Below are 24,577 nucleotides of genomic sequence, written 5' to 3' on the forward strand. Positions count from 1 at the left end.
GCTGGCGGGATAACGCTTAGCGGTTGCCCAGGTAGTCGTTCTTGCCCAGTTCCGCGCCAGCCTCGCGAAGGATCGCGTAGGTGGTGGTGATGTGGAAGAACATGTTGGGCAGGGCGAAGCCGAAGAGGTAGTCCTGGCCGGTGAGGTTGAGCTCGCCGCTGCGCAGCTTCAAGACGACCGCACGGTCTTCGCTGCCGTCGATCTGGCTGGCTTCGAACGATTTGACGTAGTCGATCACCTTGTCGATGCGGGCGAAAAGTTCATCGAAGGTCACTTCCACATCGGGCACGGCGATCGGCTCGACGCCGGCCAGCCGCGCCGCGCAGCCCTTGGCCGCATCGGTGGCGATCTGCACCTGCTTGACCAGTGGCAGCATGTCGGCGATCAGCCGGGTCTGCAGCATCACTTCGTCGGTAACGTTCTTCGCCTTGGCGTGGGCCTGGCCTTGTTGCAGCACGTGCTTGAGGTTCGACAGGCCGCGCACGAACACCGGCACGGACGCCTTGTACATGGAAAGGGACATGGGGGATTGCCTTTTGAGCGGTGGGAAAAGTGCGCGAACGATAGCGCATTGTCCCGGTCCAAACGACAGGCAAAAAAAAGCCCCGAAGGCCAGGGGGGGACCTTCGGGGCTGGGGTGGCTGCGAAACCCAGGGGAGAGGTTCACAGCCGTAGGTTCACTCAGGGAGGAGAGATCACCTTCGGAACACCGTTGCGTGTGTTCCGGAAGATTAGATGGCGGCGGTGGCGGAAAGTTCGCGGGCTTGGCGAAGAAATAGTCAGCCAATTTTCAGGGTCTGGAAATGCGCGGGAAAACAGGTGGTTAGTGAGCCTCGTGCCAATTGGCGCCTACGCCGACATCCACGATCAGCGGCACGGCCAGTTCCGCCGCTCCCGACATGTGCCGAATAACCCCTTCGCGTACTGCATCCACGGCGTCTTCGCGCACTTCGAAGACCAGTTCATCGTGAACCTGCATCAGCATGCATACATCGTCGCGCGTCTCAATCCATGCTGCGACGGCGATCATTGCCCGCTTGATAATATCGGCAGCCGTGCCCTGCATAGGGGCGTTCACCGCCGCGCGCTCGGCGCCGGCCCGGCGTGCCTGGTTTCTTGAGGCCAGCTCTTCAAGGTACAGCCGGCGGCCGAACAGGGTTTCCACGTAGCCGTCGCGATGCGCCTGCTGGCGGGTGGATTCCATGAAATCCCGCACGCCGGGATACCGGGCGAAGTAGCGGGCCATGTAATCGGAGGCTTCGCCACGGTCGATGTTCAGCTGGCGTGCCAGGCCGAAGGCGCTCATGCCGTACATCAGGCCAAAGTTGATCGCCTTGGCCGCACTGCGCTGGTTGACGGTGATTTCCTCTGGAGGAATGCCAAATACCTCAGCCGCCGTGGCGCGGTGCACGTCACCGCCGTCGCTCAGCGCTCTCAACAAGCCCTCATCGCCCGACAGGTGCGCCATGATCCGCAGTTCGATCTGCGAATAATCCGCGGCCATGATCTTCCACCCCGGTGGCGCAATGAACGCCTGGCGGATGCGGCGGCCTTCCTCGGTGCGAATGGGAATGTTCTGCAGGTTCGGATCCGACGACGACAGGCGCCCGGTGGCCGCCACGGCCTGGTGGTAGCTGGTGTGCACGCGGCCAGTCCGCTCGTTGACGATGCCGGCGAGCTTGTCGGTATAGGTCGAACGCAGTTTCGCCAGGCCGCGGTATTCCAGCAGCACGCGAGGAAGCTCGTGGGCATCGGCGATGGCTTCGAGCGCTTCTTCGTTGGTCGATGGCTGGCCCGTGGGGGTCTTCACCCGCACCGGCAGGCCCAGTTCGTCGAACAGCACCGCCTGCAGCTGCTTGGGCGAATCCATGTTGAATTCGTGGCCGGCGCTGGCGTAAGCCTGCTTTTGCAGCTCAACCATGCGCTTGCCCAGTTGCTGGCTCTGGTGGCGCAGTTCGTCGATGTCGATCAACACGCCGCGCTGTTCCATTTTTGCAAGGATCGGCACCAGCGGCATTTCGATCTCTTCGTATACCTTCAGCAGGCGCGGTTCGGCCTGCAGCTGCGGGTATAGCGCCTGATGCAGGCGCAGGGTGACGTCGGCGTCTTCGGCCGCGTAGCGCGCGGCTGTGTCGATATCCACCTGGCCGAACGGAATCGACTTGGCGCCCTTGCCGGCGACTTCTTCATATTTGATCGTTGTGTAACCCAGATACCGCGTGGCCAGCGAATCCATGTCGTGGCGGGTGGCAGTGGCATTGAACACATAGCTCTCGAGCATCGAATCGAAGGCCACGCCGCGCACGTCGACACCATGCGTGGAAAGCACGTTCACGTCGTACTTGGCGTGCTGGCCGAGCTTGGCGATGGAAGCATCCTCGAAGATGGGCTTGAGCGCGGTAAGTACTTCATCGCGCGTCAATTGCTTCGGTGCCCCGGGATAATCATGCGCCACGGGAATATAGGCGGCCTTGCCCGCTTCGACGGCAAACGACAGGCCGACGATCTCGGCCCGCATCGGATCGATGCTGGTGGTCTCGGTGTCGAAAGCCACGACGCGCGCCTCGCGCAGGCGCGGCAACCAGGCGTCGAAGGCCTCACGGGTGAGGACAAGTTCGTATTCGCCGGGCGCGGAGAATCCTTCGATCGACACGGCAGCGCGTGCGGCCGCGGGAGTCGGACCCGCGTCCGACGTTGCTGGCGCAGCCGTACCCGCCGACGGTGTGGCACCACCGGCTTCCAGTTCCTTCAGCGCAGCCTTGAAGTCGTAGCGCCGGTAGAGCTCCAGCAGGGCTTCGGTGTCGGCCTCACGCTGGTGCAGGTCGGTCGGACCCACTTCAAGCGGGGTGTTGATACGGATGGTGACCAGGTCCTTCGACAGCGGCAGCCGGGGCAGGGCCGTGCGCAGGTTTTCGCCGATCTTGCCGCCGATCTTGTCGGCGGCGGCAATCAGGGCCTCGAGCGTGCCGTACTCGGCCAGCCACTTGGCGGCTGTTTTCGGGCCGCATTTCTCAACTCCCGGAACATTGTCGACGCTGTCGCCGGTGAGGGTGAGGAAATCGACGATCTGGTCGGGCCGAACGCCGAATTTGGCGAACACGCCGTCGGTGTCCATGGTGGTATTGGTCATGGTGTTGACCAGGGTGATGCGTCCGTCCACCAGCTGGGCGAAATCCTTGTCGCCGGTGGATATCACCACGTCGATGCCCTGTTCGCGTGCCTGCACGGCCAGGGTGCCGATCACATCGTCCGCTTCAACGCCGGTGACGCGCAGGATCGGAAAGCCCAGCGCGCCGACGATGCGCAGCATGGGTTCGACCTGGGAGCGCAGGTCGTCGGGCATCGAGGGCCGGTTGGCCTTGTACTGCGGGTACATTTCCTCGCGGAACGTGGGACCGGAGGCGTCGGCCACGAAGGCGAGGTACTCCGGGGCGGCCTTCAGCGTGGCGCGCAGCATGTTCACCACCCCGAACAGCGCGCCGGTGGGCTCTCCCTGGGCATTGGTCAGCGGCGGCAGCGCGTGGAAGGCGCGGTAAAGGTAGGAGGATCCGTCGATCAGGATGAGCTTGGCCATCTTGGGATTCTCTCATGGCTTGCACGCCACTTTCCGGGCCCGTTCACGCCGCAGGGGGCAGGGGCGCTGGTATGCTCGGCGCCTGCACGGAGACTTCGTCATGAAACCGAACATTACGTTCCTCGCCGGCCTGGCCCTGATCGCCGCGGGCAGCCTCCACGCCCAGGACTTAAACCTCAAGCCCGCCCCACCACCACCGGGCATTCATGAGAAGGGCGCCACGCCCGTAGCCAACCCGCCGCCGGAAAAGAATCGCCCGGCCATCGATCTTCCGGCCATGCACGACAAGGGCACCGACGCCAACGGAAACCCGCCACCCCAGGTTACCGTACGTACCGAAGGCGAGGACACGGTCGAGGAATACCGCGAGGGCGGCCGCATCACCATGATCCGCATCGTGCCCAAGCACGGGCCGCCGCGCGAGATCCTGGCCGACGAGAACGGCAAGCTCGAGCGCGATCCCAAGCTTGGCCCGGTCGCACCCGTGTACTACAAGGTATATGAGTGGGGCGCGCCGCCGAAGACGGTAGACGAGCAGAAATCTCAGTAAGGTTTAGCCGTCCAGTTCGGGGTAGTGGCGAAAGACACCGTTGGTGTTGAAGGCCAGTCGCCGTGGTGATGCCAGATACGCCGCAATGTTCGGACGTTGCGCCACGCGGTCATGCACCGCCGTGAGCAGCGGCAATTTCTTGCTGAGCCTGGCCATGGCTTTCGGGTACGCGTAGTTCAGCCCCGCCACCACCTGGAACATGGAAAGGTCCACGTAGGAGTGCTCGCGCAGCGCATGCCGCCCGCCACCTCGCTCGATGCAGTGCTCCAGATATCCAAGATACTTGGACATACGTTCGGTGCGGAACTCCGTGGCGCGGCGTTTCGCTTCCGGTTTCTGGTCTTCGTAGTAAAGACCCGTTCCCGCCGGGTGATGGCTGTCGTGCGCTTCGGCGACCAGGTCGGTGATGGTCAGTTCTATCTGATGCGCCTGCAGCCGCCGCGACTCGCTATCGGGTACCAGGTCCAGGCGTGGCCCCAGGTACTGCAGGATATTGGCGACCTGGGCGATCACCAGCCGCCCGCTCTTGAGGTACGGCGGCGCAAACGGCACGGCGCCCTCATGCTTGCCTTCGAGCCACGCCGTCATCACGTCATCGCCCTTTTCACGGGCAACGTCGGTGTAGTCGGCCCTGGCGTCTTCCAGTGCCAGGCGCACGAATTCGCCGCGGCCCTGGATGCCTGTCCAGTAATAGAGCTCATACGGCATACACAGGCCTCATGGCGACGTCGGGTGTGCCAGTGTGTGCCGGGAAGCCTCTAGCGGGCGTGAGCGTGAAGCCAACCATGAGCCGCATCCGACCGTTCGCATTGCGTCGCGGCCTTCACCACGGTCCAATACCCCGATGGATCTTCGCCGCTTTCTCCCTGATGGGTTTACCTCCGCCCTCGTCCTGACCGTCGTCATCGCCAGCGTGTTGCCCTGCCGGGGTATCTGGGCGACGGTGTTCGACTGGATCACCAACCTTGCGATCGCCCTGTTGTTTTTCCTGCATGGGGCCAAGCTGCCGCGCCAGGCGGTGGTGGAGGGCGCGCGCCACTGGAAGCTGCATGCTGCGGTGCTGGCCAGCACCTTTGTGATAATCCCGCTGCTGGGCCTGGCACTTAAGCCCTTGCTGGCGCCGCTGGTCACGCCGGAGCTTTACCTGGGCGTGCTGTTCCTGTGCACCCTGCCATCCACGGTGCAGTCGTCCATAGCCTTTACCTCGATCGCCCACGGCAATGTGCCGGCGGCGATTGTCGCAGCCTCCGCGTCGAGCCTCATCGGCATTGTCGTTACCCCACTATTGGTGGGCCTGATCATCAGCACGTCCGGCCATGGGCTTTCGACCGAGGCGGTAGGTGCCATCGTGCTGCAGTTGCTGCTGCCCTTCGTCGCCGGCCAGGTGGCGCAGCGCTGGATCGGCGACTGGGTGCAGAAGTACAAGGCATGGCTGGGTTTCGTCGACCGCGGCTCGATCCTGCTGGTGGTGTACACCGCTTTTAGCGCGGCGGTGCTGCAGGGCCTGTGGAAGCAGATGCCCGCTCCGGTGCTGGCTGGCCTGCTGGTGGTTGATGCCGTGATCCTGGCCCTGGCCCTGACGATTACCCGCTATGGCGCACGCGCACTTGGTTTCAGCCGCGAGGACGAGATCACCATCGTGTTCTGTGGCTCGAAGAAAAGCCTGGCCAGCGGCGTTCCGATGGCCAAGGTGATTTTCGCCGGGCATCCGCTGGGCAGCATCGTGCTGCCGCTGATGCTGTTCCACCAGATCCAGCTGATGGTATGCGCCGTGCTGGCGCGCCGCTATGCGCGGCGGCGGGTTAGTGACGGAAGTGGCGAACGGAGGTAAAGACCATCGCCATGCCGTGCTCGTCGGCGGCAGCGATCACTTCCTTGTCGCGCATCGACCCGCCGGGCTGGATCACGGCACGGATGCCTGCCGCCGCCGCGGCATCGATGCCATCGCGGAAGGGAAAGAACGCGTCCGAAGCCATGGCGCTACCGGGTACGGTGAGGCCCGCTTCCTCGGCCTTGAGGCCGGCGATCTTCGCCGAGACCACGCGGCTCATCTGGCCGGCGCCCACGCCGATGGTGCGGCCATCGCGGGCGTAGACGATAGCGTTGGATTTCACGTACTTGGCGACGGCCCAGGCGAAGTAGAGATCGTCCAGTTCCTTCGCATCGGGTGCGCGCTTGCTCACCACCTTCAGATCCGAGCGCTTCACAGTGTGGTTGTCGGCCGTCTGCACCAGCAGACCGCCACCGATGCGCTTGAAGTCGAAGGCATTGCGCTCGTCGCCGTCGGGAATCTCCAGCACGCGCACGTTGGCCTTGGCTGCCGTTGCCGCCAGAGCCTCGCTGCCGAACGCCGGCGCGATCATTACTTCGACGAACTGGCGGCCAACGATGGCCTCGGCGGTGGCGCGGTCCACCGGACGGTTGAAGGCGATGATGCCGCCAAAAGCCGAGGTGGGGTCGGTGGCGTAAGCCAGCTCGTAAGCGGCCAGGGGATCGGCCGCAACAGCCACGCCGCACGGGTTGGCGTGCTTGACGATCACGCAGGCGGGCACGTCGAACTGTCGCACGCATTCCCATGCGGCATCGGCGTCGGCGATGTTGTTATAGGACAGTTCCTTGCCTTGCAACTGGCGAAACGTGGCAAGGGTGCCGGCGGCGGGCTCTGCGTCGCGGTAAAACGCCGCCTGCTGATGCGGGTTCTCGCCGTAGCGCAGCCCCATCACCTTGATGAACGACTGGTTGGCCTGCGCCGGGAAGGCATCGACACCAGCCACGGCGGTCTGCGTAGCATTGAGCTGCACGGCGGAAAGATAATTGCTGATGGCCGCGTCGTAGGCCGCCACCCGGTTGAACGCTGTCACCGACAATGCAAAGCGTGTGGCCCGGTCGAGGCCGCCATTGGTCTCGATCTGCGTGAGCGCGTTGTCATATTGTGCCGGATCGGTGAGCACGGCCACGTCGTTCCAGTTCTTTGCCGCCGCGCGCAGCATGGCGGGGCCGCCGATGTCGATGTTCTCCACTGCGTCATCGAGTGTGCAGCCAGGTGCGGCGACGGTTTTTTCGAACGGATAGAGGTTCAGCACCAGAAGGTCGATCGGCGCGATGCCGTGCGTTTGCATCACCGCATCGTCGACGCCGCGGCGGCCCAGGAGGCCCCCATGCACGGCGGGGTGCAGTGTCTTGACGCGGCCGTCCATGATTTCGGGAAAACCGGTGACATCGCTGGCTTCCGTGACCGGGATGCCGGCATCGCGCAGGGCCTTGGCCGAGCCGCCGGTGGAGAGCAGTTCTACGCCCTTGTCGGCCAGGCGTTTGGCCAGGTCGATGAGTCCCAGCTTGTCGGAGACGCTCAGCAGTGCGCGGCGGACGGGGACGAGATCGGGCGTGGGCATGACCGGAATCCAGGCAGGGGACCGATCATTATAGCGCCCGTCAGATCAGGCCGTGGGCAGCCAGCTTCTTGCGCAGGGTGGCGCGGTTGATGCCCAGTGCAGCGGCCGCGCGACTCTGGTTGCCCTCGTGGAAGGCAAGTACTTCACGCAGCAACGGGCCTTCGACCTCACGGATCACCAACGCATGCAGGCCTTCGTCGCAATGCGTATCGCCGATGTCCTTCAGGTAACGACGCACGGTGCGGCTGACACATTCGCTGAGGGCGCTCTGCATGGACGGTTCATTCGCCACTTCAACGTCGGTCAGTCGGACAGCGTGCACGTCGATCCCCTCACGGAACAGCGCAGGGACAGCCTTGGCCCTGCAGGATTTGCATGGAATGTTACGACCGCGGTGCCTGGCTCGAATGGCCGGTCGATCGATCGCGAAGGGATCGACTATACCCGTGTCGGCGGACGAATTTAAGGCTTGCGAAAAAGAAAAGTTCCTAGACCGGCCAGCCGGCGTTCACTCGAAGGCGAACTCGAAGTTCACCGCGTTCTGGCCCGGGTCTTGCACTTCGAACACCATGACGGAGTCCGACGCGGCTTTGAGCCCGTGCGCCACCATGGCGGCATCACCGACATATTCTTCAGGACGGAAGCGTCGCATGGCCAGGCGCTTGCCATCGGCATCGCTCAAGGTGATGTTTACCACCGGATACGGCTGTGCGAATGAGGCGTCGTTGCGCACGTGCGCGGTGATCAGCAAGGCGCCGGGAATTTTCGGATGCGCGCTTACTTCGCGGGCCAGCAGTTTCAGTTGGGTCGTATCGCGCACCAGTGGCAACTGGCAGCCCAGGGTATGGCAGGCCGACGCGAGCATCGGGCCGATGGTGGGGTCGGCAACCATGTCTTCACGCTTGGCCCAGCCTAGCTGGGCCGCCAATCCCAACAGCAATACCGCGCAGATCGCCGTCCAGCCCCACCAATGGCGCGGCGCTCGCTGCTTGCGTTTGTCACGTACGAAGCGCGGTGCGAACGTCAGCTGGGAGAAATCTTCCTGGTCCGGCGCAGCCTCGGCCGTCGGCTCGGCGGGAGGCCGGAATACCGCCTGCTCGAGCAGGGGAGGTTCCCGGTCCAGGGCGTGCTCGTCGAGGGTGCGGAAGGGCTCGGGCGGCAGCACTTCCGACAGCGTTCCCAATGCCTGGAAGACATTGCTGCAATGGGCGCAGCGCACGCAGCCACAGGCCGGGACCAGGGCCGCTGCCTGCAGCGCATAGACGGTGAGGCAGTTGGGGCACTGGGTGTACATGGGGTAAGTCTAGCCGCGACGCGTGCCGCTGATGCGGACCCAGTCCTCGCGGAAGGCCACGGCAAGATCGTCGAACCATTCGCCGTAACGGTCGAGCAGTTCCTCGTGCTGGCCGGCCAGGATGCCCGACATGGCAAACGGCGCCCCGGGTTTGATGCTGGCGGCAAAGGCTGGAGCCAACTCATCAAGGGGGCCCGCCAGGATATTGGCCACCAGCACGTCGGCGGGCGGCACATTACCTGCGCCGGGCAGGTGCACTTCCAGTCGCTCGGCCACGGCGTTGCGCTCGGCGTTGTCGAGCGAGGCGGTCAGCGCCTGGGGATCGTTGTCGATGCCCACCGCATGTGTTGCACCCAGCTTCAGCGCCGCAAGTGCCAGCACGCCGGAACCGCAGCCGTAGTCCAATACAGTCAGTCCGCGCAGGTCCAGGCCGTCGAGCCACTCAAGGCACAGCGCCGTGGTTGGATGGGTGCCGGTGCCGAAAGCGAGACCCGGATCAAGTCGAACCACCACTTCATCACCACCTGCAGGTGGTTCGATGTTCCAGGGGTAGATCCACAGTCGGCGGCCGAATTGCATGGGCTTGAACTGGTCCATCCAGGCCCGTTCCCAGTCCTGGTCCTCGACCACGCGGAAATCGAGTGCGTCGGTGTCCAGCCAGGGAAGGCGATCGGCCAAAGTGGCGACAAGGCCGCGGCGATCGACATCGGCGTCGAATAGCGCCAGCAGGGTGATCGTCGGCCACAGCGGCAACTCGCCAACGCCAGGCTCGAAAATGGCCTGCTCGTCGGGTGTTTCAGCATCGGCATCCTGCAAGGTCACCGAAAGCGCCCCGACATCGTCGAGCGCTTCCTCGGTGGCCGGCTGCCGGGCCGAAGTGATGGTGAGGGAAAGCTCAAGCCACGGCATTACTGCGTTCCCGCCGCCGCCTCTTTCTGCTCCGCCATCCGTTTTTCCAGGTAATGAATATTCTGTCCACCTGCCTGGAATCCCTTGTCGGCCATGATGCGCTGCTGCAGCGGCACGTTGCACTTGACGCCTTCGATCACCGTTTCCAGCAGCGCAATGCGCATGCGGGCGATGGCGGTGTCACGGTCCGGGCCGTGCACGATGAGCTTGCCGATCATCGAGTCGTAGTTGGGCGGAATGCGGTAGCCGTCATACAGGTGCGTATCCACGCGCACACCAGGGCCGCCCGGCGCCTCGAAGCGTTTCACCGTGCCGGGTGAGGGCATGAAGGTGTCGGGATCTTCGGCATTGATACGGCACTCGATGGCATGGCCCTTGATCACCACGTCTTCCTGGCGGATCGAGAGCTTCTCGCCACCGGCGATCAACAGCTGCTCGCGTACCAGGTCGATGCCGGTGATCATTTCGGTGACCGGATGTTCCACCTGGATGCGGGTGTTCATTTCGATGAAGTAGAACTTGCCGCCTTCATAAAGGAACTCGAAGGTACCGGCGCCGCGATAGCCGATGCGGATGCAGGCGTCGGTGCAAACCTTACCGATGCGTGCGCGCTCCTCCGGCGTGATGCCCGGCGCGGGGGCTTCTTCCACCACTTTCTGATGGCGGCGCTGCATGGAGCAGTCGCGCTCACCCAGGTGGATGGCATTGCCCTGGCCATCGGCCATCACCTGGATTTCCACGTGGCGCGGGTTCTCCAGGAATTTTTCCATGTATACCTGTTCGTTGCCGAACGCGGCCTTGGCCTCGGCCTTGGTCAAGGTAACGGCATTGGCCAGGTGGGCTTCGGTGCGCACCACCCGCATGCCGCGTCCGCCGCCGCCGCCGGAAGCCTTGATGATCACGGGGTAACCGATCTCGCGGGCGATCTTGACGTTGGCGGCCGGATCATCACCCAGCGGGCCACCGGAACCGGGTACGCATGGGACACCTGCGTCCTTCATGGCACGGATGGCCTCCACCTTGTCGCCCATCATGCGGATGACGTTGGCGGTGGGGCCGATGAAAACGAAGCCGGACTGTTCCACCTGCTCGGCGAAGTCTGCTCGCTCGGACAGGAAACCATAGCCGGGATGGATCGCATCGGCGTCGGTGATCTCCGCGGCGGCGATGATGCGTGGGATGTTCAAATAACTATCCACCGACGGCGGCGGACCGATGCACACCGTCTCGTCGGCCATGCCCACGTGCTTGAGGTTACGGTCGACGGTGGAGTGCACGGCAACCGTCTTGATCCCCAGGCTGTGGCAGGCGCGCAGGATGCGAAGCGCGATTTCGCCGCGATTGGCGATGACGACCTTGTTCAGCATGGCTGTTCCTTAGCCGATCACGAACATGGGTTCGTCGAATTCCACCGGCTGGCCGTTCTCGACCAGGATCGCCACGATCGTGCCGGCGACGTCGGCCTCGATCTGGTTGAACATCTTCATCGCCTCGATGATGCCAATGGTTTCACCAGCCTTGACCTGCTGGCCGACCTTGGCGAATGCCGGGGCGCCCGGAGTGGATGCCGCATAGAAGGTGCCGACCATGGGCGCCTTGACGGTGTGGCCGGCCGGGAGGTCGGGCGCTGCCGGTGTGCTGTCGGTGGTTGGGGCAGCGACGGCCGCCGGCGCGGCAGCGGCGACGGGTGCCGGCGCGGGTGCGGCCTGGGCGTACATCGGCTGCATCTGTACGCTGCCCTTGGGCACGCGGGACAGGCGCACTACTTCCTCGCCTTCCTTGATTTCAAGTTCCGCCAGGTTCGACTCTTCGAGCAGGTCGATCAGTTTCTTGATCTTGCGCAGGTCCATGGGACAAACCTTCTTCTAAGAAAGGGGGTGAAAAACGTTCAGGCGTCGCCGACGCGGCGCAGGGCAGCGTCGAGGGCCAGTTGATAGCCATGGGCGCCCAGGCCGCAGATCACGCCGACAGCCACGTCAGATAGGTAGGACTTGTGGCGGAAGGGTTCGCGGGCATGGGGATTGGACAGGTGCACCTCGATGAATGGAATGGCCACGCCGGCCAGGGCGTCGCGCAGCGAGATGCTGGTATGGGTGAAGGCGCCCGGGTTGATCACGATGAAGGCCACGCCCTCATCGCGGGCCTGGTGAATGCGCCCCACCAGCTCGTGCTCGGCATTGGACTGGAAGTAGGCCACGCTATGGCCGGCTTCGCTGGCGCGGAGGGTCAGCGCTGTATTGATGTCCGCCAGCGTGTCGCGGCCGTAAATCTCAGGCTCGCGGACACCCAGGAGATTGAGATTGGGACCGTGCAGGACCAGGATCTTTGCCATGCGCCTCTCACGGGCAAGCCGAAGGCGCGGAGTGTGCGCGTCCTTGGATCAATTGTCCAGTTCGGCGCAGTTAACGGAAGATCGCCGCTGTTTGTTGCAATACCGCACGCTTGCGTATGGTTTTACCGGCAGATGTACGTGTCGACTGACAGCTTCCGACGTCTAAGGCTCCAGCCATTGCTTGAGTTGGGCAGCGTCCAGCTTTCCCAGATGGCTAGCCAGCACTCGGCCCTGTTCATCCAGTAGCACGCTATAAGGAAGCAGGTTGCGTGTATTACCGGCCTGGGCAGAAGTGGCCTGGTCGGTGGGTGCCAACAGCCAGGGATAGGCCGGGGTGGCCTCACGGGCCTGTTTTCTTACCGCGTCGGGATCGTCCTGGGCCACGCCGACCACTTGCACGCGATGGGCTGCGTATTTTGCTTGGGCTGCGGCCAGGGCCGGCATTTCCGCGCGGCAGGGGCCGCACCAGGTGGCCCAGAAGTTCACCAGCAGTTTCTTGCCGTGCCAGCGGTCCAGCGATGCCGGTTTGCCGTCCAGGTCGGTGAGCTTCAGAGCCGGAAGGGGCGTTCCTACGGCAAGATCGCCGCTGAAGTCGGCACGTGCCACACGATGGTCGACGTACAGGCCCACGCTGGCAGCGATCAGCGCCAGTAACAGGATCGCCGCCGTGGGGCCCCGCAGGAAGTTCACGGCGCTGCGGCTTCACGCAGCGCCGTGGCCACTGAATCCTGCGTCAGCACGGTGGAGAGTTTCTTGCCCTCCTTGCCGTTACCCGGGTAAACCACATACAGCGGCACACCAGGCGAATGGTGTTGTTCCAGGAACGCGGCGATGGTGGGATTGACGTCGGTCCAGTCGCCGTACATGTAGGTGGCGCCGGTTTCCTTCAGCACCGCGCGGAAGGCATCAGTGTCCAGCACCGCGTGTTCATTGGCCTTACAGGTGACGCACCAGTCGGCGCCCATATCCACGAACACCGGCTTGCCGCTCTTGCGCAGCTCCGCCAGTTTTTCGGGTGAGAAATCCACCCTGTCGCTTGAAGCGGCGGCCGCCTGCGGTTTCTCCAGCCCATTGATCACCAGAAGTGGATACAGGGCGCCAAGGGCGAGGATCGCCACGAACGCCTTCGACAGCGGCTTGCCGCCGCGGCTGCGCTCGAACCACCACAGCGCCGCGGCCAGCAGAACGGCACCGGCCAGTACGGCACCCACAGCATTGGCGCCGCGCTGGTTGGCCAGCACCCACACCAGCCACACTGCGGTGAGGTACATGGGGAAGGCCAGCACCTGTTTGAAGGTTTCCATCCAGCGGCCCGGACGCGGCAGCAGGCGCGCCAGGGCCGGGATGTAGCCGATGGCGAGGAACGGCAGGGCCAGGCCCAGGCCCAGGAGCAGGAACACCAGCAGGGCCACGAGCGGCGAGGCGGCAAAGGCGAAGGCGAGTGCCGGCCCCATGAACGGCGCGGTGCAGGGGCTTGCCACCACGACAGCCAGCACGCCGGTAAAGAAATCGCCGGTCGGACCGCTGCGCGAGGCCAGGCTATTGCCTGTGTTGCCCAACGAGGTTCCGAACTGCACCACACCCGACATCGACAGGCCCACGGCCAGCATGATGTAGATCAGCACGCTGATCGCTATCGGCTGCTGCAGCTGAAAGCCCCAGCCCAGGGCATGTCCGGCGGCACGCAGGCCGATCACGGCCAGGCCGATGGCAGCGAACGACACCAGCACACCCGCGGTGTAGTACAGCGCATGCTTTCGTGCGCCGCCGCCGTGGCTGGAGCCCTCGACCACCGACACCACTTTCAGCGACAGCACCGGCAGCACGCAGGGCATCAGGTTCAGGATCAGGCCGCCCAGGAGCGCCAGGCCCAATACGGCGAGCAGGCCGGGCGATTCGCCGACACCAGGCGGTGGCATCTGCGGTGCGACCTCCGGTGGCGTGCCGGCGGACGCGGCGCTGTCAGAGGCGCCCGCTGGCGTGACATCGGTGCCCGTGCCACCGGCCAGATCCAGTTTCACCTGGCGGGTCATCACCGGATAGCAGATGCCGTTTTCAAGGCAGCCCTGGAAAGTGGCCTGCACCACCACAGTTCCCTTGGCCGGACCGTCCTTAAGTGAAACAGGAAGCTCCACCTGGTCGTAGTAGACGATGGCATCGCCGTTGTACTTGTCGTTGTGCGCAATGCCGCTGGGCCATTCCGGTTCGCCAAGGCTTGCACCCTTGGGCGAGATCACTTCCAGCGCGGTCTTGTCGCGGTAGAGGTAGTAATCCTTGGGCATGGTCCAGCGCAGCAGGAGTTTGTCCGGCGCGGTGGCGATGGCCTCGAAGCGGAAGGCCTTTTCGGCGGGGAGCGGGGACCCGTCGCTGGACGTCGCGGTCTTGCCACCCAGTAGCGCCAGGCCTGAAGCCGGTGGGCTGGCGGCGGCAGCGCCGGACGCGGCAGGCAGCGTCGACCCGGTGGACGAAGCGGCATTGGCCGCAGGGCTGGTCTCCACCGGCGGCGCACCGATGGTGAGGTTGAGCTTTTCGGTGTTGGGCGGATAGCAGATCTTCGGCTCCACCTCGTGGCAGCCCTGGTAGCGAACCGTCAGCGCGATGGTCTTGGCGGAAGGATCGGTGAGCGTATACGGCACGGTGGCATCCATCGCGCCGTGGTAGGTCTCGACATCACCGAGAAACTCATCGTGGTGCTTCACGCCATCAGGCAGCTGTGGCTCGCCAAGCTTAAGGGCAGCTTCGTCGGTGGCTTTGATCTTCAGCTGACCGCGGTAAAGGTAATAGTTCGGAGCAATCGTCCAGTGAAGCTTCACCACGCCGGCCTTGGAGGCGTCGGCTGTCAGATGGAAGGCTTGCGTGACAGGCAGCAAGCCGTCGTCCTGGGCGAAAGCCGGCAAGCTGATCAGGGCGGCCAGGGAAAACAGCCAGGCACGCAGGGATGGGAACTTCATGGCAACTCCGGAAAGCCGATACATCGCGGGTCCACGCCCGCATCGTGCCCAATGAGACCCGGTCACGGGATGGAAGCTTACAGCGGGCCGTGCGATGGCGCAGATTCGGCGGCAACCCAGGCCAGGTAGGCTGGCAAACCGTCGGTTACGTCCAGAACGATGAGTTCTGGCGTGTCGTAGGGATGGGTTTCTTCAATGAAGGCTTTGAGCGCGGGGATACATTCGCCCGTCGTCTTGATGAGTAGTGTGGATTCCGTCTCGCTGACGATACGGCCTTCCCATCGATACACCGATGCCACGGCGGGAATGATGTTCACGCAAGCGGCCAGGCGGCGCCCAACGGCTCCATTGGCGAGAACGTTGGCGGCTTCTGTCGTGGGACAGTTGCAAAGTGCAATGACGACGGCCATGAAGTTGTTCCTCGCTCCGGAGTATCCATACTGCCTTAGCACTTCGCGGTGCGTCATGTTCCGGCATCGAACACCACGGTGATCTGTCCTTCATAGGTGGTGGCCGGCTTGAATGGGCCGGGGCTTTCAATGTGGATGGTGGAATAAGCAAACTGGATGTTCCCGTTGGTGGCGACAATGGGCTCGGCCGCCTCCGCGCCGATCGGCAATGGGGAGCGCGATAACGCGGCCTGGGTGCGAACGCTCATGGCGCCCGGGACACTGATGGCGACCTCTAGCGGGATGGCGTCCTTCCCACCGGCAATCGCGCATCTTGGCCCAAGCTGCTGACCGCAGAGCATATACACCGACATCGGTCCACTCATCGATAACCGAAACGGTACATCCTGTCGCACACGCGGCGGCATGCTTCCCCCTTGCCATGCCTGCCAGCCTCCATCGGGCTCGAGAGTTGCAACCACGGGCCGACCGGCCGTACCCCCGGGAAAATCCACCTTTAAATTGTGTTGCACGTCGAGTTCGAACTTGAAGACGATCTCGTTAGATGACGACTTGGCTGTGTTGTGATAGTCGAAATCCTGCCCAGGACCTACCGTGTAGCGAATTTCACCGCGATATATGCCCGAATGCATGCGGAGCGGGTCGGGCGCGACCAATTCGTATCCAACAGACGGTATGTAGCGGACATCGTAGGCATTCGGGTGCGTGAAGGTTGCGGAGCAAACGGACGGTCGGGCCGGGACCCACCATAGATTGTGCAGAAAACTGTTCCCGTTACGGCTTACTCCCCCGGTTGAACACGGTCCATCCGGCCAGCTGTAATTACCTTTCTTAAAATGAGTAAAATCCATATTTGGTCCCCCCGGTAAACGTTCGGACCGGAGCGAGTGCGCGTTGATGCGGAAGCGAAGTCGGTGCCTCTCGGTACCATTGCTGATTTCCATGTCACGAAACTCTCCTGGGATAGAGATTTTCACAGCGTCGCCGGGATCATTGGTCGCACGCCATGTCTTGATGATGGTCAGCCCGGTTGCCACCGAAAAAAGTTCTCCGTTACACGCACTCGGCCAATGAGTGCAGAAGCCTGAGGTCGGCGTGGTGTTTTTGAAGGACTGGTTAGCTCCGCCCGTGGGATCGATACGGAAACTTGCCGTAATGGGTACGTCGACTGCCCATGCACTATGACCGCAAAGCGCGATACATGTGGCGGCCACACGGGCAACATGACGAGTCGTTTGCGTCATCCTGAGTTCTCCTTTGGGGGCGTGGCAAGCAACCGCGAATCTGAAACTGTGTCGAGGCTCTTACCGTCGAACAGGCAGAGGACGTCTCCGAGCGATTCCACATCTTCATGCATGGTGTCGCCGACGCGGGGAATACTTGCTTTGCATAGTGGTGTTTCGCGTGAAAAAACGTCGAGGTTGGCCGAGCTGGCGGCGACCTCGATGATAAAAATTCCATTGCCGTCACTTATGGTTCGCGTTGAGCCCTGTGTCACCGTTGCGCCAGCCAGGGGTGCTAGCCGAGCATCGACCAGTCGCCCAAGAATGGTCCGGGTACGCGTTACCTGCACCTGGCTATAGAGCACGCTTCCCCGGTTGACGTGGTATTCGATGGTCCTTCGATCGACCGAAGCCGTGGCATCGCCAGTACTGCTGACGTCGATGTTGATACGTCCCGGCCGATAGGCCGGCAGCGGCACGACATTGCGCCCGGGTTTGAGTCGCGTGCTGCCTCCCTGGCTGTCGGCGGCATGCAGTTTGACGTCTGGCGCATCGGAAGCGACGTCGATCATCATCACGGCCTCTGAGAATCGGAGGTCGGTCATGCCTATACGCGCCGCGTGACCACCACCAAACGCCGTGGTGTTCTCGAGGTTGAGGCCGCCAACGGTGCTGCCTGGGGTGCCAGACCGGTTAGCGAAAACGTCGATGCGACCTTCTGGCAAAGTGATGTTCGCCGCTGCCGTCATACCGATGCCGCTGCGCTCGCCGGTGAGTGACGCGGCGACTTGGGGGACAATACCCTCGCGCTGGCGCAGGTAACTGATTGTTCCGTGTGCTTCGCGGCCGCTGTGCGCCCCCGCTCGCTGTCCGAGGCTGGCCGACCAGGCATCACGAGGAGACGACAGGGCGAGCGTCGCCGAGACCTCGACGCCGCGATCACGGCCATCGCTGCGATCAAGATGATGGCGCGGTCTGGGCCGATCGAAGGCCGAGGTGCGAAGATAGACATCCGACCCCATGACGCGGAAATTCCGATCGTAGGAAAGGTCGAACGCTGCAGCGGTGGTGGCCGAAGGTAGTGACACCCGGCCCACCAGCTGCGAACGCTGCTTCAGGCGGAGGTTGCCGGAGGCATGCCAGCTGCGTTGGCGCACGAATCTGTCAACGGGCCGCCTCGCTGGGATCCACGTGTCGCCGCGGCCGATCGACATACTGCCGCGTGGAAACCGCGCGATCCATTGCAGGTCGCTACCCTTGCCCCGCTGGCTGGCATGGTAGACGTTGGCGTACAGGGTGGCCCAGTTGCTGGCATTGATGTCCAGCGACGCGGTGGATGTGGTGCCTCCGCTTTCCGTGGTGGTAGAAAGCCCGAGGACGGCCCGCGGGTGAACCAGTGCATTGATGGCTGCGCCAGCGACAAGTCCACGACGATCGCGCCGATCGTCGATGTAATCGCCAAGTCCGGTGCGTTGTCCGGCGAACAGGTTGTAGCGCCAGCGCCGGCTCGGATCGCTCCAGTTTACCGGCTTGTAGATCAGCTGCATTTCGCTCGAACGCAACACTCCGTCCTCTATCACCCGAAGTTCCACTGGGTAAATACCCGCGGGCAGTGAGCGTGTGTCGATAGGTTGCAAGCCTGCCACGACGGGCTGGGCGTTGATCAGCGCGCTGTCGCGATAGATCTCCACCACCGCCGCACGCCTGGCGTTGACGTAGATCGGCTGGGTACTGCTGGCATCGGTGTCAGCGAGCAGGCTGTCGGAGGTTCCCAGCATTACACCGACCACAGGATAGGCACGGGCACCGATGGTGCGCGGCTGTCGATACAGGCCTTGCGCCTCGGGCTGGAAGTGGCCCAGGCGTACGAAATGACCCTTCAGTTCGCGCTGGGCGTGAAGATTATGAAGCTGGGCATTGCCCATCTTGCTCAATTGGCTGCTGCGCCCGTACTGTCCGGTGAGCGTGGTGGTCCAGCCGCTCATGCTGCCCAGGACATCCACCCAATAGCGGGATGCGCCACCGCCGTGGCCACCGGTGACGATATTGGCGCGCTGATTGACGATGGCGCCCCTGGCACGGCTGGGGGCAAGCGTGGCACGGCCCGTGCTGCTACGTGCATCGTCGAAGGTGGCGAGGTTCAAGGTGGAACTGGATGCATCGAAGGCGACGATGCGAAAGTCGCCATTACAGCGTGAGGTACCGCAGCGCGCTACGGCAACGGGCGCATCGAGCGCCCGGCGGATGAGTTCACGCTGCTCGCTTCCTGCCGTGCTGTCGTTTGTGTCGCTGAAATGCAGGAGTTGAACTTTTTCGTCGGATGTCATGACCACCATGGCCTCACCCAGGTACGTGCCGTCCGCCACCACCCGTGTCGCCAGCGGCACGTTGAAAAAATGGTCCCGGAAGTCTGGGGGGATGGCCTGGCTTTGTTCCATCAGGCTGAACTCCGCCAGGGAAGAAGGCGCTGCTGCGTGCACGGGCGCCAGCGCCGCGCCGATCATCGCTGGCAGATAACGCAAGTAACGCATGGCTTTGTCGTCCTGACGGGGAAGGCCGCCGCATGGTCCACTGCGGCGGGTGGGCGGCAAAAAAAAGTGCCATTAAGCGATGCCCAGCCGAATTACGGCTTTTCAGGTACGGGGGGATCCACTTCGTCAAAAACCAGTGACACGCTACCCAGGTAGTTGCCCACCTTCGGCGCCTTGACGTCGGAGGTGATCTCCAGTTGGTATACCTTTTCGTTCGGGTCCTTCGTGTGGATGGGAACGGGCGTCTGGTCGAGTTTCTTGCCGCCGATCGATACAGCCAGGGCAAGCGTCTGAGCCGAGTTGTCCTCGGTCAGTACTGGGTCGAAGGCCAGTTCAGCGGTGACGTTCTTGACGGTGTTCTTCACCTGCAGGGCCAGTTTGTAGGTATCGAACGATTTGGCGACCGGGTCGTATGCGATCTGGATCGGCGATTGCGGCCAGCCCAATTGCGGCTTGACGTAAAACGTCTCGGCAGGGACGGTGACGGACACGTCGATGGTTTGCCGGACAGGCGCGGCATTTGCGCCGGTCGTGGACAGGATGGCCACGATGCACGCGGCCACGAGATGGTTCTTCATTGCTGGTTCCTTCAGCGGTGGGGGAATTGATTGACGGGGATCGCGACAGGACGCTCGCCATCGCCTTCTTGCAACACGAAGCGATGAGTCAGATCCTCGCCGGCCAGATGCAGGCTTGCGCCCGGGGCAATCCGATCGATGACGGGGGATTCGCATTGCTTCGGACCCCTGCATGCATAGTGATCACGCAGGAAGATCGTGCTGTCGCCAGCGTTGGTGACGGTATGGGCGGCCTCGTCAATACGAGTGTCAAAGCGCGCCTGCGCAGGCGCGGCGACCACGCGCACCCCATAGCCCACGAGCACGTTGATCGACGTGGTGGCTTCCGCCTTGAAGGCCTCCTCTTCAGCGGCCGTCACCGCGAACCCGTGTTCTCGGACCGGCGGCACGGGGACGAAGCGCACGCGGAAGTACCGTTCGCGGGAGCGGTCGCCCATGGCGATCATGCGCACCGATTGTGAGCCGCCGGCGGGAATGATCAGCCGTGAGGGGCTGGCGAGCAGGCCATCACGCAGGATGCCCTCGGTGGGCCCGCTGGCCAGCGGTTTGCCCTGAACATCCATTTCCATGACGTCGACGCGCACGAAAGCGGTGGCGCTGCCACTATTGTAGATCTGCTTGGCGGCGGTGGCTCGCTTGGGTGTGATGTAGTGGTGCATCGCCCCCACAAAGATTTCCGCGCCAGCATGAACCGGACCGGCGGCAAGGGCCATCAGGCAAGCCACGCCGATACTGGCCACGGATAGGTGAGGGCGGCGCGGGAAGCCGTTAACAGCGTGGCTAGGAGGCGACGTGAGCACGGTGGATTCAACCATGGGTCGGCCAATGGCCGGTGTTGCAATGATCCGTACCGTCACCGCGTCAATCTATGCTTGCCGGATCAAATGGGTCTGACGGTAGCTGTCAGATTCGGCCCAAATCGCGTCAGGGCCCTTGAACCACGCCCACCCGCCGCCATTAGCTACCCGCGGCCAGGTTCTTCCGTGATGGACGAACTGCGGCTAAACTTCTGGCACTCGCCCATGGCAAGTGCTAACAGGCGACACCAATTTCTTTCACCATCAACCACTTAGTGGAGTGAATCATGAGCAAGCTGCGTCCGTTGCACGACCGCGTCATCGTCAAGCGCCTCGAAGAAGAGCGCATGTCCGCTGGCGGCATCGTCATTCCTGACAGCGCCACCGAGAAGCCCACCCGCGGCAAGGTCATTGCCGCCGGCACCGGTCGCATCCTGGAAGACGGCAACGTCCGCCCGATGTCGGTCAAGGAAGGCGAAACCGTTCTGTTCGGCAAGTACGCCGGCCAGGAAATCAAGATCGACGGCGAAGAGCTGGTCTTCCTGAAGGAAGACGACATCGTCGCGGTGATCGAAGGCTGATTCCCCGCCTCTCCCGCATTCTCGCGAAATCATTTCTAATTCAAGGATTTAAATACCATGGCAGCTAAAGAAGTCCGCTTCGGCGAAGACGCCCGCTCGCGCATCCTGAAAGGCGTGAACACCCTGGCCAACGCGGTCAAGGTCACCCTGGGTCCCAAGGGCCGTAATGTCGTGCTCGAGAAGAGCTTCGGCGCCCCCACGATCACCAAGGACGGCGTGTCCGTGGCCAAGGAGATCGAACTTTCCGACAAGTACGAGAACCTCGGCGCGCAGATCGTCAAGGAAGCCGCCTCCAAGACCTCCGACGTCGCCGGTGACGGCACCACCACCGCTACGGTGCTGGCCCAGGCGTTCATCCAGGAAGGCCTGAAGGCTGTTGCCGCCGGCATCAACCCGATGGATCTCAAGCGCGGCATCGACAAGGCCGTCATCGCCGCCGTGGGCGAGCTGAAGAAGCTCTCCAAGCCCACGGTGGACGACAAGGAAATCGCCCAGGTCGGTACCATCTCGGCCAACTCCGACGCCAACATCGGCGACATCATCGCCACGGCGATGAAGAAGGTCGGCAAGGAAGGCGTGATCACGGTTGAAGAAGGTTCGGGCCTGGAAAACGAGCTCGACGTCGTCGAAGGCATGCAGTTCGACCGCGGCTACCTGTCGCCGTACTTCATCAACAACCAGGCTTCCCAGCAGGTTGAGCTGGACGACCCGTACATCCTGATCCACGACAAGAAAGTGTCGAACGTGCGCGAGCTGCTGCCCGTGCTCGAGGCCGTCGCCAAGGCCGGCAAGCCGCTGCTGATCGTGGCCGAGGAAGTCGAGGGCGAAGCCCTGGCAACCCTGGTGGTCAACACCATCCGTGGCATCGTCAAGGTCGCTGCCGTCAAGGCGCCGGGCTTCGGTGACCGCCGCAAGGCCATCCTGGAAGACATCGCCATTCTCACCAATGGCCAGGTGATCTCCGAAGAAGTGGGCCTGCAGCTTGAGAAGGCCACCATCAACGACCTGGGCCGCGCCAAGCGCGTGGTGATCACCAAGGAAAACACCACCATCATCGACGGTGCCGGTGAAGCTGAGCGCATCCAGTCGCGTATCAGCCAGGTCAAGGCACAGATCGAGGAAACCTCCTCCGATTACGACCGCGAGAAGCTGCAGGAGCGCGTTGCCAAGCTCGCCGGCGGTGTTGCCGTGATCAAGGTCGGTGCCGGTACCGAGATCGAGATGAAGGAAAAGAAGGCTCGCGTCGAAGACGCCCTGCACGCCACGCGCGCAGCGGTGGAAGAAGGCGTGGTTGCCGGCGGTGGCGTTGCGCTGATCCGCGCGCTGAAGGCCGTGGAAAACCTGAAGGGTGACAACACCGACCAGGACCTGGGTATCGCCATCACCCGCCGCGCGCTCGAAGCGCCCCTGCGTGCGATCGTCGCCAATGCCGGCGAAGAGCCGTCGGTGATCGTTGCCAAGGTCAAGGAAGGCACGGGTAACTTCGGTTACAACGCTGCCAACGGCGAGTTCGGCGACATGCTGGTGATGGGCATCCTGGACCCGACCAAGGTCACCCGCACCGCCCTGCAGCACGCTGCATCGGTAGCTGGCCTTGCCATCACCACCGAGGCGATCGTTGCCGAAGTGCCGAAGAAGGACGACGGCGGTGGCCATGCTGGCGGCCACGGTGGTGGTATGGGCGGCATGGGCGGCATGGATTTCTGATCCCGCCTTACCGCTAGAAAACAAAACCCCCGCTTCGGCGGGGGTTTTTTTATGCCACGTTGAAGTGCTTCATCGCGGGGGATGTGGCCTGCGCTGATGATCTACTGCTGCGCGCCCGCTGCCGCCGCTTCGTCCGCTGCTGTCTTCTGCCGGGCCAGCGTGGCGGCATCCAGCTGCGGGATGAACTGCGCCACCAGCTTGTCCAGCTTGCCGCGAAGGCGCAGCTGCGCCACGTTGCTCATGCCGTTGTCGTCGTCTTTCTGCACGGCGTCTTCATCCGCCGGCGGTGCATCGGGTGCGCGGGTGAGCGCCGCCAACGCCGGCGCCACTATCTGGGTAAGCGCGAAGTATGGATCGTCGTGTATGCCGGCGTGGTCGAGCACCATGCCCGGCAACGCCCACGCCGCCATGTCCTGCTTCACGCTATTGTCCGAGCGCGTGTCGAACAGGATCCAGGGCACTTGCTGGGTGAACATCGATTGGCCGTTAACGAAGCCCGCGGTGTTGTAGGTATCGATCAGCGCCGGCAGGTGATCGCCATAGAACAGCAACAGGGCAGGCCGCTCGCGTTTGGACAGCAGATCGGCCAGGCGGCCGAGTTCGGCATCGGCATGGCGCATGTGATAGATGTAATTCTGCAGGTCGAGCTTGGCCTTGCCATCCACGCCGGCGGGTACAGGAATGGCGTCGCGCTCAGACACATCAACGTTGGGATTCGTGTCGTAAGGTCCGTGCGCTTCCATGCTGATGGCAAACACCAGCCGGGGCGGCCCGGAATCCTTCAGCTGCGACATGATTTCATCCGTCATCGCACTGTCAGCCATGTAGTTGCCGTCAACCTTCGCGTCCTTCGGGAACTGCGCCTGCGTGATGAACTTATCGAAGCCCACCGCCTTGAACGCCGTGTTGCGGTTCCAGAAACTGCCGTCGTTGCCATGCACGGCGATGGTCTGGTAACCATGCGAGCGCAAGGTGCGCACCATCCCCGGGATCACCTTGGCGTTGACCTGCAGATAGGGAAACTGCATATCGGCAAAGTAACGCAGCGACAGGCCGGTAAGCACTTCGAATTCGGTGCGGATGGTGCCACCGCCAAAAGTCGGCACATGCAGCGAACCTGAAGCGGAGCGCTCGGCCAGGCGGTGCAGGTTGGGTGCAAAGGTGTCGCCTTCCAGCCCCTTGATCACAGCCGGGTCGAAGAAAGACTCGCTCTGCACGATCACGATGTCGGGGGTCTGACCGTCCGACACAGCGCTCTTCGCGATGTGGTCACGCAACCGTACATCGCTGGCGGCAATGAAGCGCACCGCTGCATCCGGGTCGGCTTTTTGCTTCTGACCGGCATACTGCAGGCGGAACTGCATCAGCATGGTCACCAGGCCGTTGTGCCCGGCGGTGGCCGATGCCGACCAGGGTTCCATGCCAAGCCTGTCACGGTCGTACACGTGGGCCCAGGCGGGCAGACCAGCGAACAGAGTGCCCAGCAGCGCCATCAACGCGAAGCCCGCGGTGAGGCGTTTGCCATGCGTGCGACGGGCGAAGACCGGTGGCTCGTGGCGCGCCAGCGCCCAGACGACGGTGATGGCGGCGAGAATGGCCAGGTACGGCCAGGGGCTGGCGGGCAGGTAACCGCCAAGAAGGTGCGCACCGCCACCCTTGAGCTGGCCGACCATACGGAAATCGGCAGGCACCAGGGGGGTGCCGAGGTTGCGCACCTTGATCGCATTGACGCCGTAAACGACCCCCAG

22 protein-coding genes are annotated in these 24,577 nt (G+C 63.2%); 4 read left to right on the forward strand and 18 right to left on the reverse strand.

Going from position 1 to position 24,577, the window contains the following annotated elements; all coding sequences use genetic code 11:
* Positions 1-16: 16 nt before the first annotated feature.
* Complete coding sequence (locus VGM61_RS09700) at positions 17-523, reverse strand: DUF1993 domain-containing protein (RefSeq protein WP_331522586.1); 507 nt, start codon at positions 521-523, stop codon at positions 17-19.
* 300 nt (positions 524-823) lie between these two features.
* Complete coding sequence (gene polA / locus VGM61_RS09705) at positions 824-3,574, reverse strand: DNA polymerase I (protein ID WP_331522587.1); 2,751 nt, start codon at positions 3,572-3,574, stop codon at positions 824-826.
* 100 nt (positions 3,575-3,674) lie between these two features.
* On the opposite strand from polA, the gene VGM61_RS09710 reads away from it, so the two are divergent.
* A complete protein-coding gene (locus VGM61_RS09710) occupies positions 3,675-4,124 on the forward strand; it encodes a DUF2782 domain-containing protein (protein ID WP_331522588.1) in 450 nt (149 codons plus the stop codon).
* A gap of 3 nt (positions 4,125-4,127) precedes the next feature.
* On the opposite strand, the gene VGM61_RS09715 is transcribed toward VGM61_RS09710, so the two are convergent.
* Positions 4,128-4,832 (reverse strand): glutathione S-transferase, encoded by a 705-nt coding sequence (locus VGM61_RS09715; protein ID WP_331522589.1) that lies wholly within the window; start codon positions 4,830-4,832, stop codon positions 4,128-4,130.
* 136 nt (positions 4,833-4,968) lie between these two features.
* Between VGM61_RS09715 and VGM61_RS09720 the strand changes: the two genes are divergently transcribed.
* Entirely contained in the window at positions 4,969-5,955 is a 987-nt protein-coding gene (locus VGM61_RS09720) for a bile acid:sodium symporter family protein (protein ID WP_331522590.1), read from the forward strand.
* On the opposite strand, the gene purH is transcribed toward VGM61_RS09720, so the two are convergent.
* The 14 genes from purH to VGM61_RS09790 all read right to left on the reverse strand — a co-directional run bounded on the left by purH (position 5,927) and on the right by VGM61_RS09790 (position 20,457).
* A complete protein-coding gene (purH, locus tag VGM61_RS09725) occupies positions 5,927-7,516 on the reverse strand; it encodes a bifunctional phosphoribosylaminoimidazolecarboxamide formyltransferase/IMP cyclohydrolase (protein ID WP_331522591.1) in 1,590 nt (529 codons plus the stop codon). The two genes, VGM61_RS09720 and purH, sit on opposite strands and share 29 nt — an antisense overlap.
* Positions 7,517-7,556: 40 nt before the next feature.
* Positions 7,557-7,790 carry a helix-turn-helix domain-containing protein gene (locus VGM61_RS09730; RefSeq protein WP_331522592.1) on the reverse strand — a complete coding sequence of 78 codons (234 nt, stop codon included), beginning with the start codon at positions 7,788-7,790 and terminating at the stop codon, positions 7,557-7,559.
* Positions 7,791-8,024: 234 nt separating this feature from the next.
* Positions 8,025-8,810, reverse strand: a complete 786-nt coding sequence (locus VGM61_RS09735) for a zinc-ribbon and DUF3426 domain-containing protein (RefSeq protein WP_331522593.1) — start codon at positions 8,808-8,810, stop codon at positions 8,025-8,027.
* A 9-nt stretch (positions 8,811-8,819) separates the two neighbouring features.
* A complete protein-coding gene (gene prmA, locus VGM61_RS09740) occupies positions 8,820-9,719 on the reverse strand; it encodes a 50S ribosomal protein L11 methyltransferase (protein ID WP_331522594.1) in 900 nt (299 codons plus the stop codon).
* Positions 9,719-11,086, reverse strand: a complete 1,368-nt coding sequence (gene accC / locus VGM61_RS09745; protein ID WP_331522595.1) for an acetyl-CoA carboxylase biotin carboxylase subunit — start codon at positions 11,084-11,086, stop codon at positions 9,719-9,721. The genes prmA and accC overlap by 1 nt, the downstream gene beginning before the upstream one ends.
* A 9-nt stretch (positions 11,087-11,095) precedes the next feature.
* Positions 11,096-11,569 carry an acetyl-CoA carboxylase biotin carboxyl carrier protein gene (gene accB, locus VGM61_RS09750; protein WP_331522596.1) on the reverse strand — a complete coding sequence of 158 codons (474 nt, stop codon included), beginning with the start codon at positions 11,567-11,569 and terminating at the stop codon, positions 11,096-11,098.
* A gap of 38 nt (positions 11,570-11,607) precedes the next feature.
* On the reverse strand, positions 11,608-12,051 hold the full coding sequence (gene aroQ, locus VGM61_RS09755) for a type II 3-dehydroquinate dehydratase (protein WP_331522597.1): 444 nt from the start codon (positions 12,049-12,051) through the stop codon (positions 11,608-11,610).
* 162 nt (positions 12,052-12,213) lie between these two features.
* Positions 12,214-12,741, reverse strand: a complete 528-nt coding sequence (locus VGM61_RS09760) for a TlpA disulfide reductase family protein (RefSeq protein WP_331522598.1) — start codon at positions 12,739-12,741, stop codon at positions 12,214-12,216.
* Positions 12,738-15,002 carry a protein-disulfide reductase DsbD domain-containing protein gene (locus VGM61_RS09765; protein ID WP_331522599.1) on the reverse strand — a complete coding sequence of 755 codons (2,265 nt, stop codon included), beginning with the start codon at positions 15,000-15,002 and terminating at the stop codon, positions 12,738-12,740. The genes VGM61_RS09760 and VGM61_RS09765 overlap by 4 nt, the downstream gene beginning before the upstream one ends.
* A 77-nt stretch (positions 15,003-15,079) precedes the next feature.
* A complete protein-coding gene (cutA, locus tag VGM61_RS09770) occupies positions 15,080-15,412 on the reverse strand; it encodes a divalent-cation tolerance protein CutA (RefSeq protein ID WP_331522600.1) in 333 nt (110 codons plus the stop codon).
* A 53-nt stretch (positions 15,413-15,465) separates the two neighbouring features.
* Positions 15,466-16,656, reverse strand: coding sequence for a hypothetical protein (locus tag VGM61_RS09775; protein ID WP_331522601.1), 1,191 nt, complete (start codon positions 16,654-16,656; stop codon positions 15,466-15,468).
* The gene (locus VGM61_RS09780) at positions 16,653-19,166 is read right to left on the reverse strand and encodes a TcfC E-set like domain-containing protein (protein ID WP_331522602.1); all 2,514 of its coding nucleotides are present in this window, start codon (positions 19,164-19,166) and stop codon (positions 16,653-16,655) included. The genes VGM61_RS09775 and VGM61_RS09780 overlap by 4 nt, the downstream gene beginning before the upstream one ends.
* 92 nt (positions 19,167-19,258) lie before the next feature.
* Positions 19,259-19,744 (reverse strand): CS1 type fimbrial major subunit, encoded by a 486-nt coding sequence (locus tag VGM61_RS09785; protein WP_331522603.1) that lies wholly within the window; start codon positions 19,742-19,744, stop codon positions 19,259-19,261.
* 11 nt (positions 19,745-19,755) lie between these two features.
* On the reverse strand, positions 19,756-20,457 hold the full coding sequence (locus VGM61_RS09790) for a hypothetical protein (protein WP_331522604.1): 702 nt from the start codon (positions 20,455-20,457) through the stop codon (positions 19,756-19,758).
* 371 nt (positions 20,458-20,828) lie between these two features.
* On the opposite strand from VGM61_RS09790, the gene groES reads away from it, so the two are divergent.
* Positions 20,829-21,122, forward strand: a complete 294-nt coding sequence (gene groES, locus VGM61_RS09795; RefSeq protein ID WP_250624728.1) for a co-chaperone GroES — start codon at positions 20,829-20,831, stop codon at positions 21,120-21,122.
* A 57-nt stretch (positions 21,123-21,179) separates the two neighbouring features.
* Complete coding sequence (gene groL, locus VGM61_RS09800) at positions 21,180-22,829, forward strand: chaperonin GroEL (RefSeq protein WP_331522605.1); 1,650 nt, start codon at positions 21,180-21,182, stop codon at positions 22,827-22,829.
* Positions 22,830-22,930: 101 nt separating this feature from the next.
* Here the strand turns inward: groL and VGM61_RS09805 are convergent.
* On the reverse strand, positions 22,931-24,577 hold a 1,647-nt coding region (locus VGM61_RS09805; RefSeq protein ID WP_331522606.1), incomplete at its 5' end, for an LTA synthase family protein.

The sequence above is a fragment of the Pinirhizobacter sp. genome, assembly GCF_036499745.1.
Classification (GTDB): Bacteria; Pseudomonadota; Gammaproteobacteria; order Xanthomonadales; family Rhodanobacteraceae; genus Pinirhizobacter.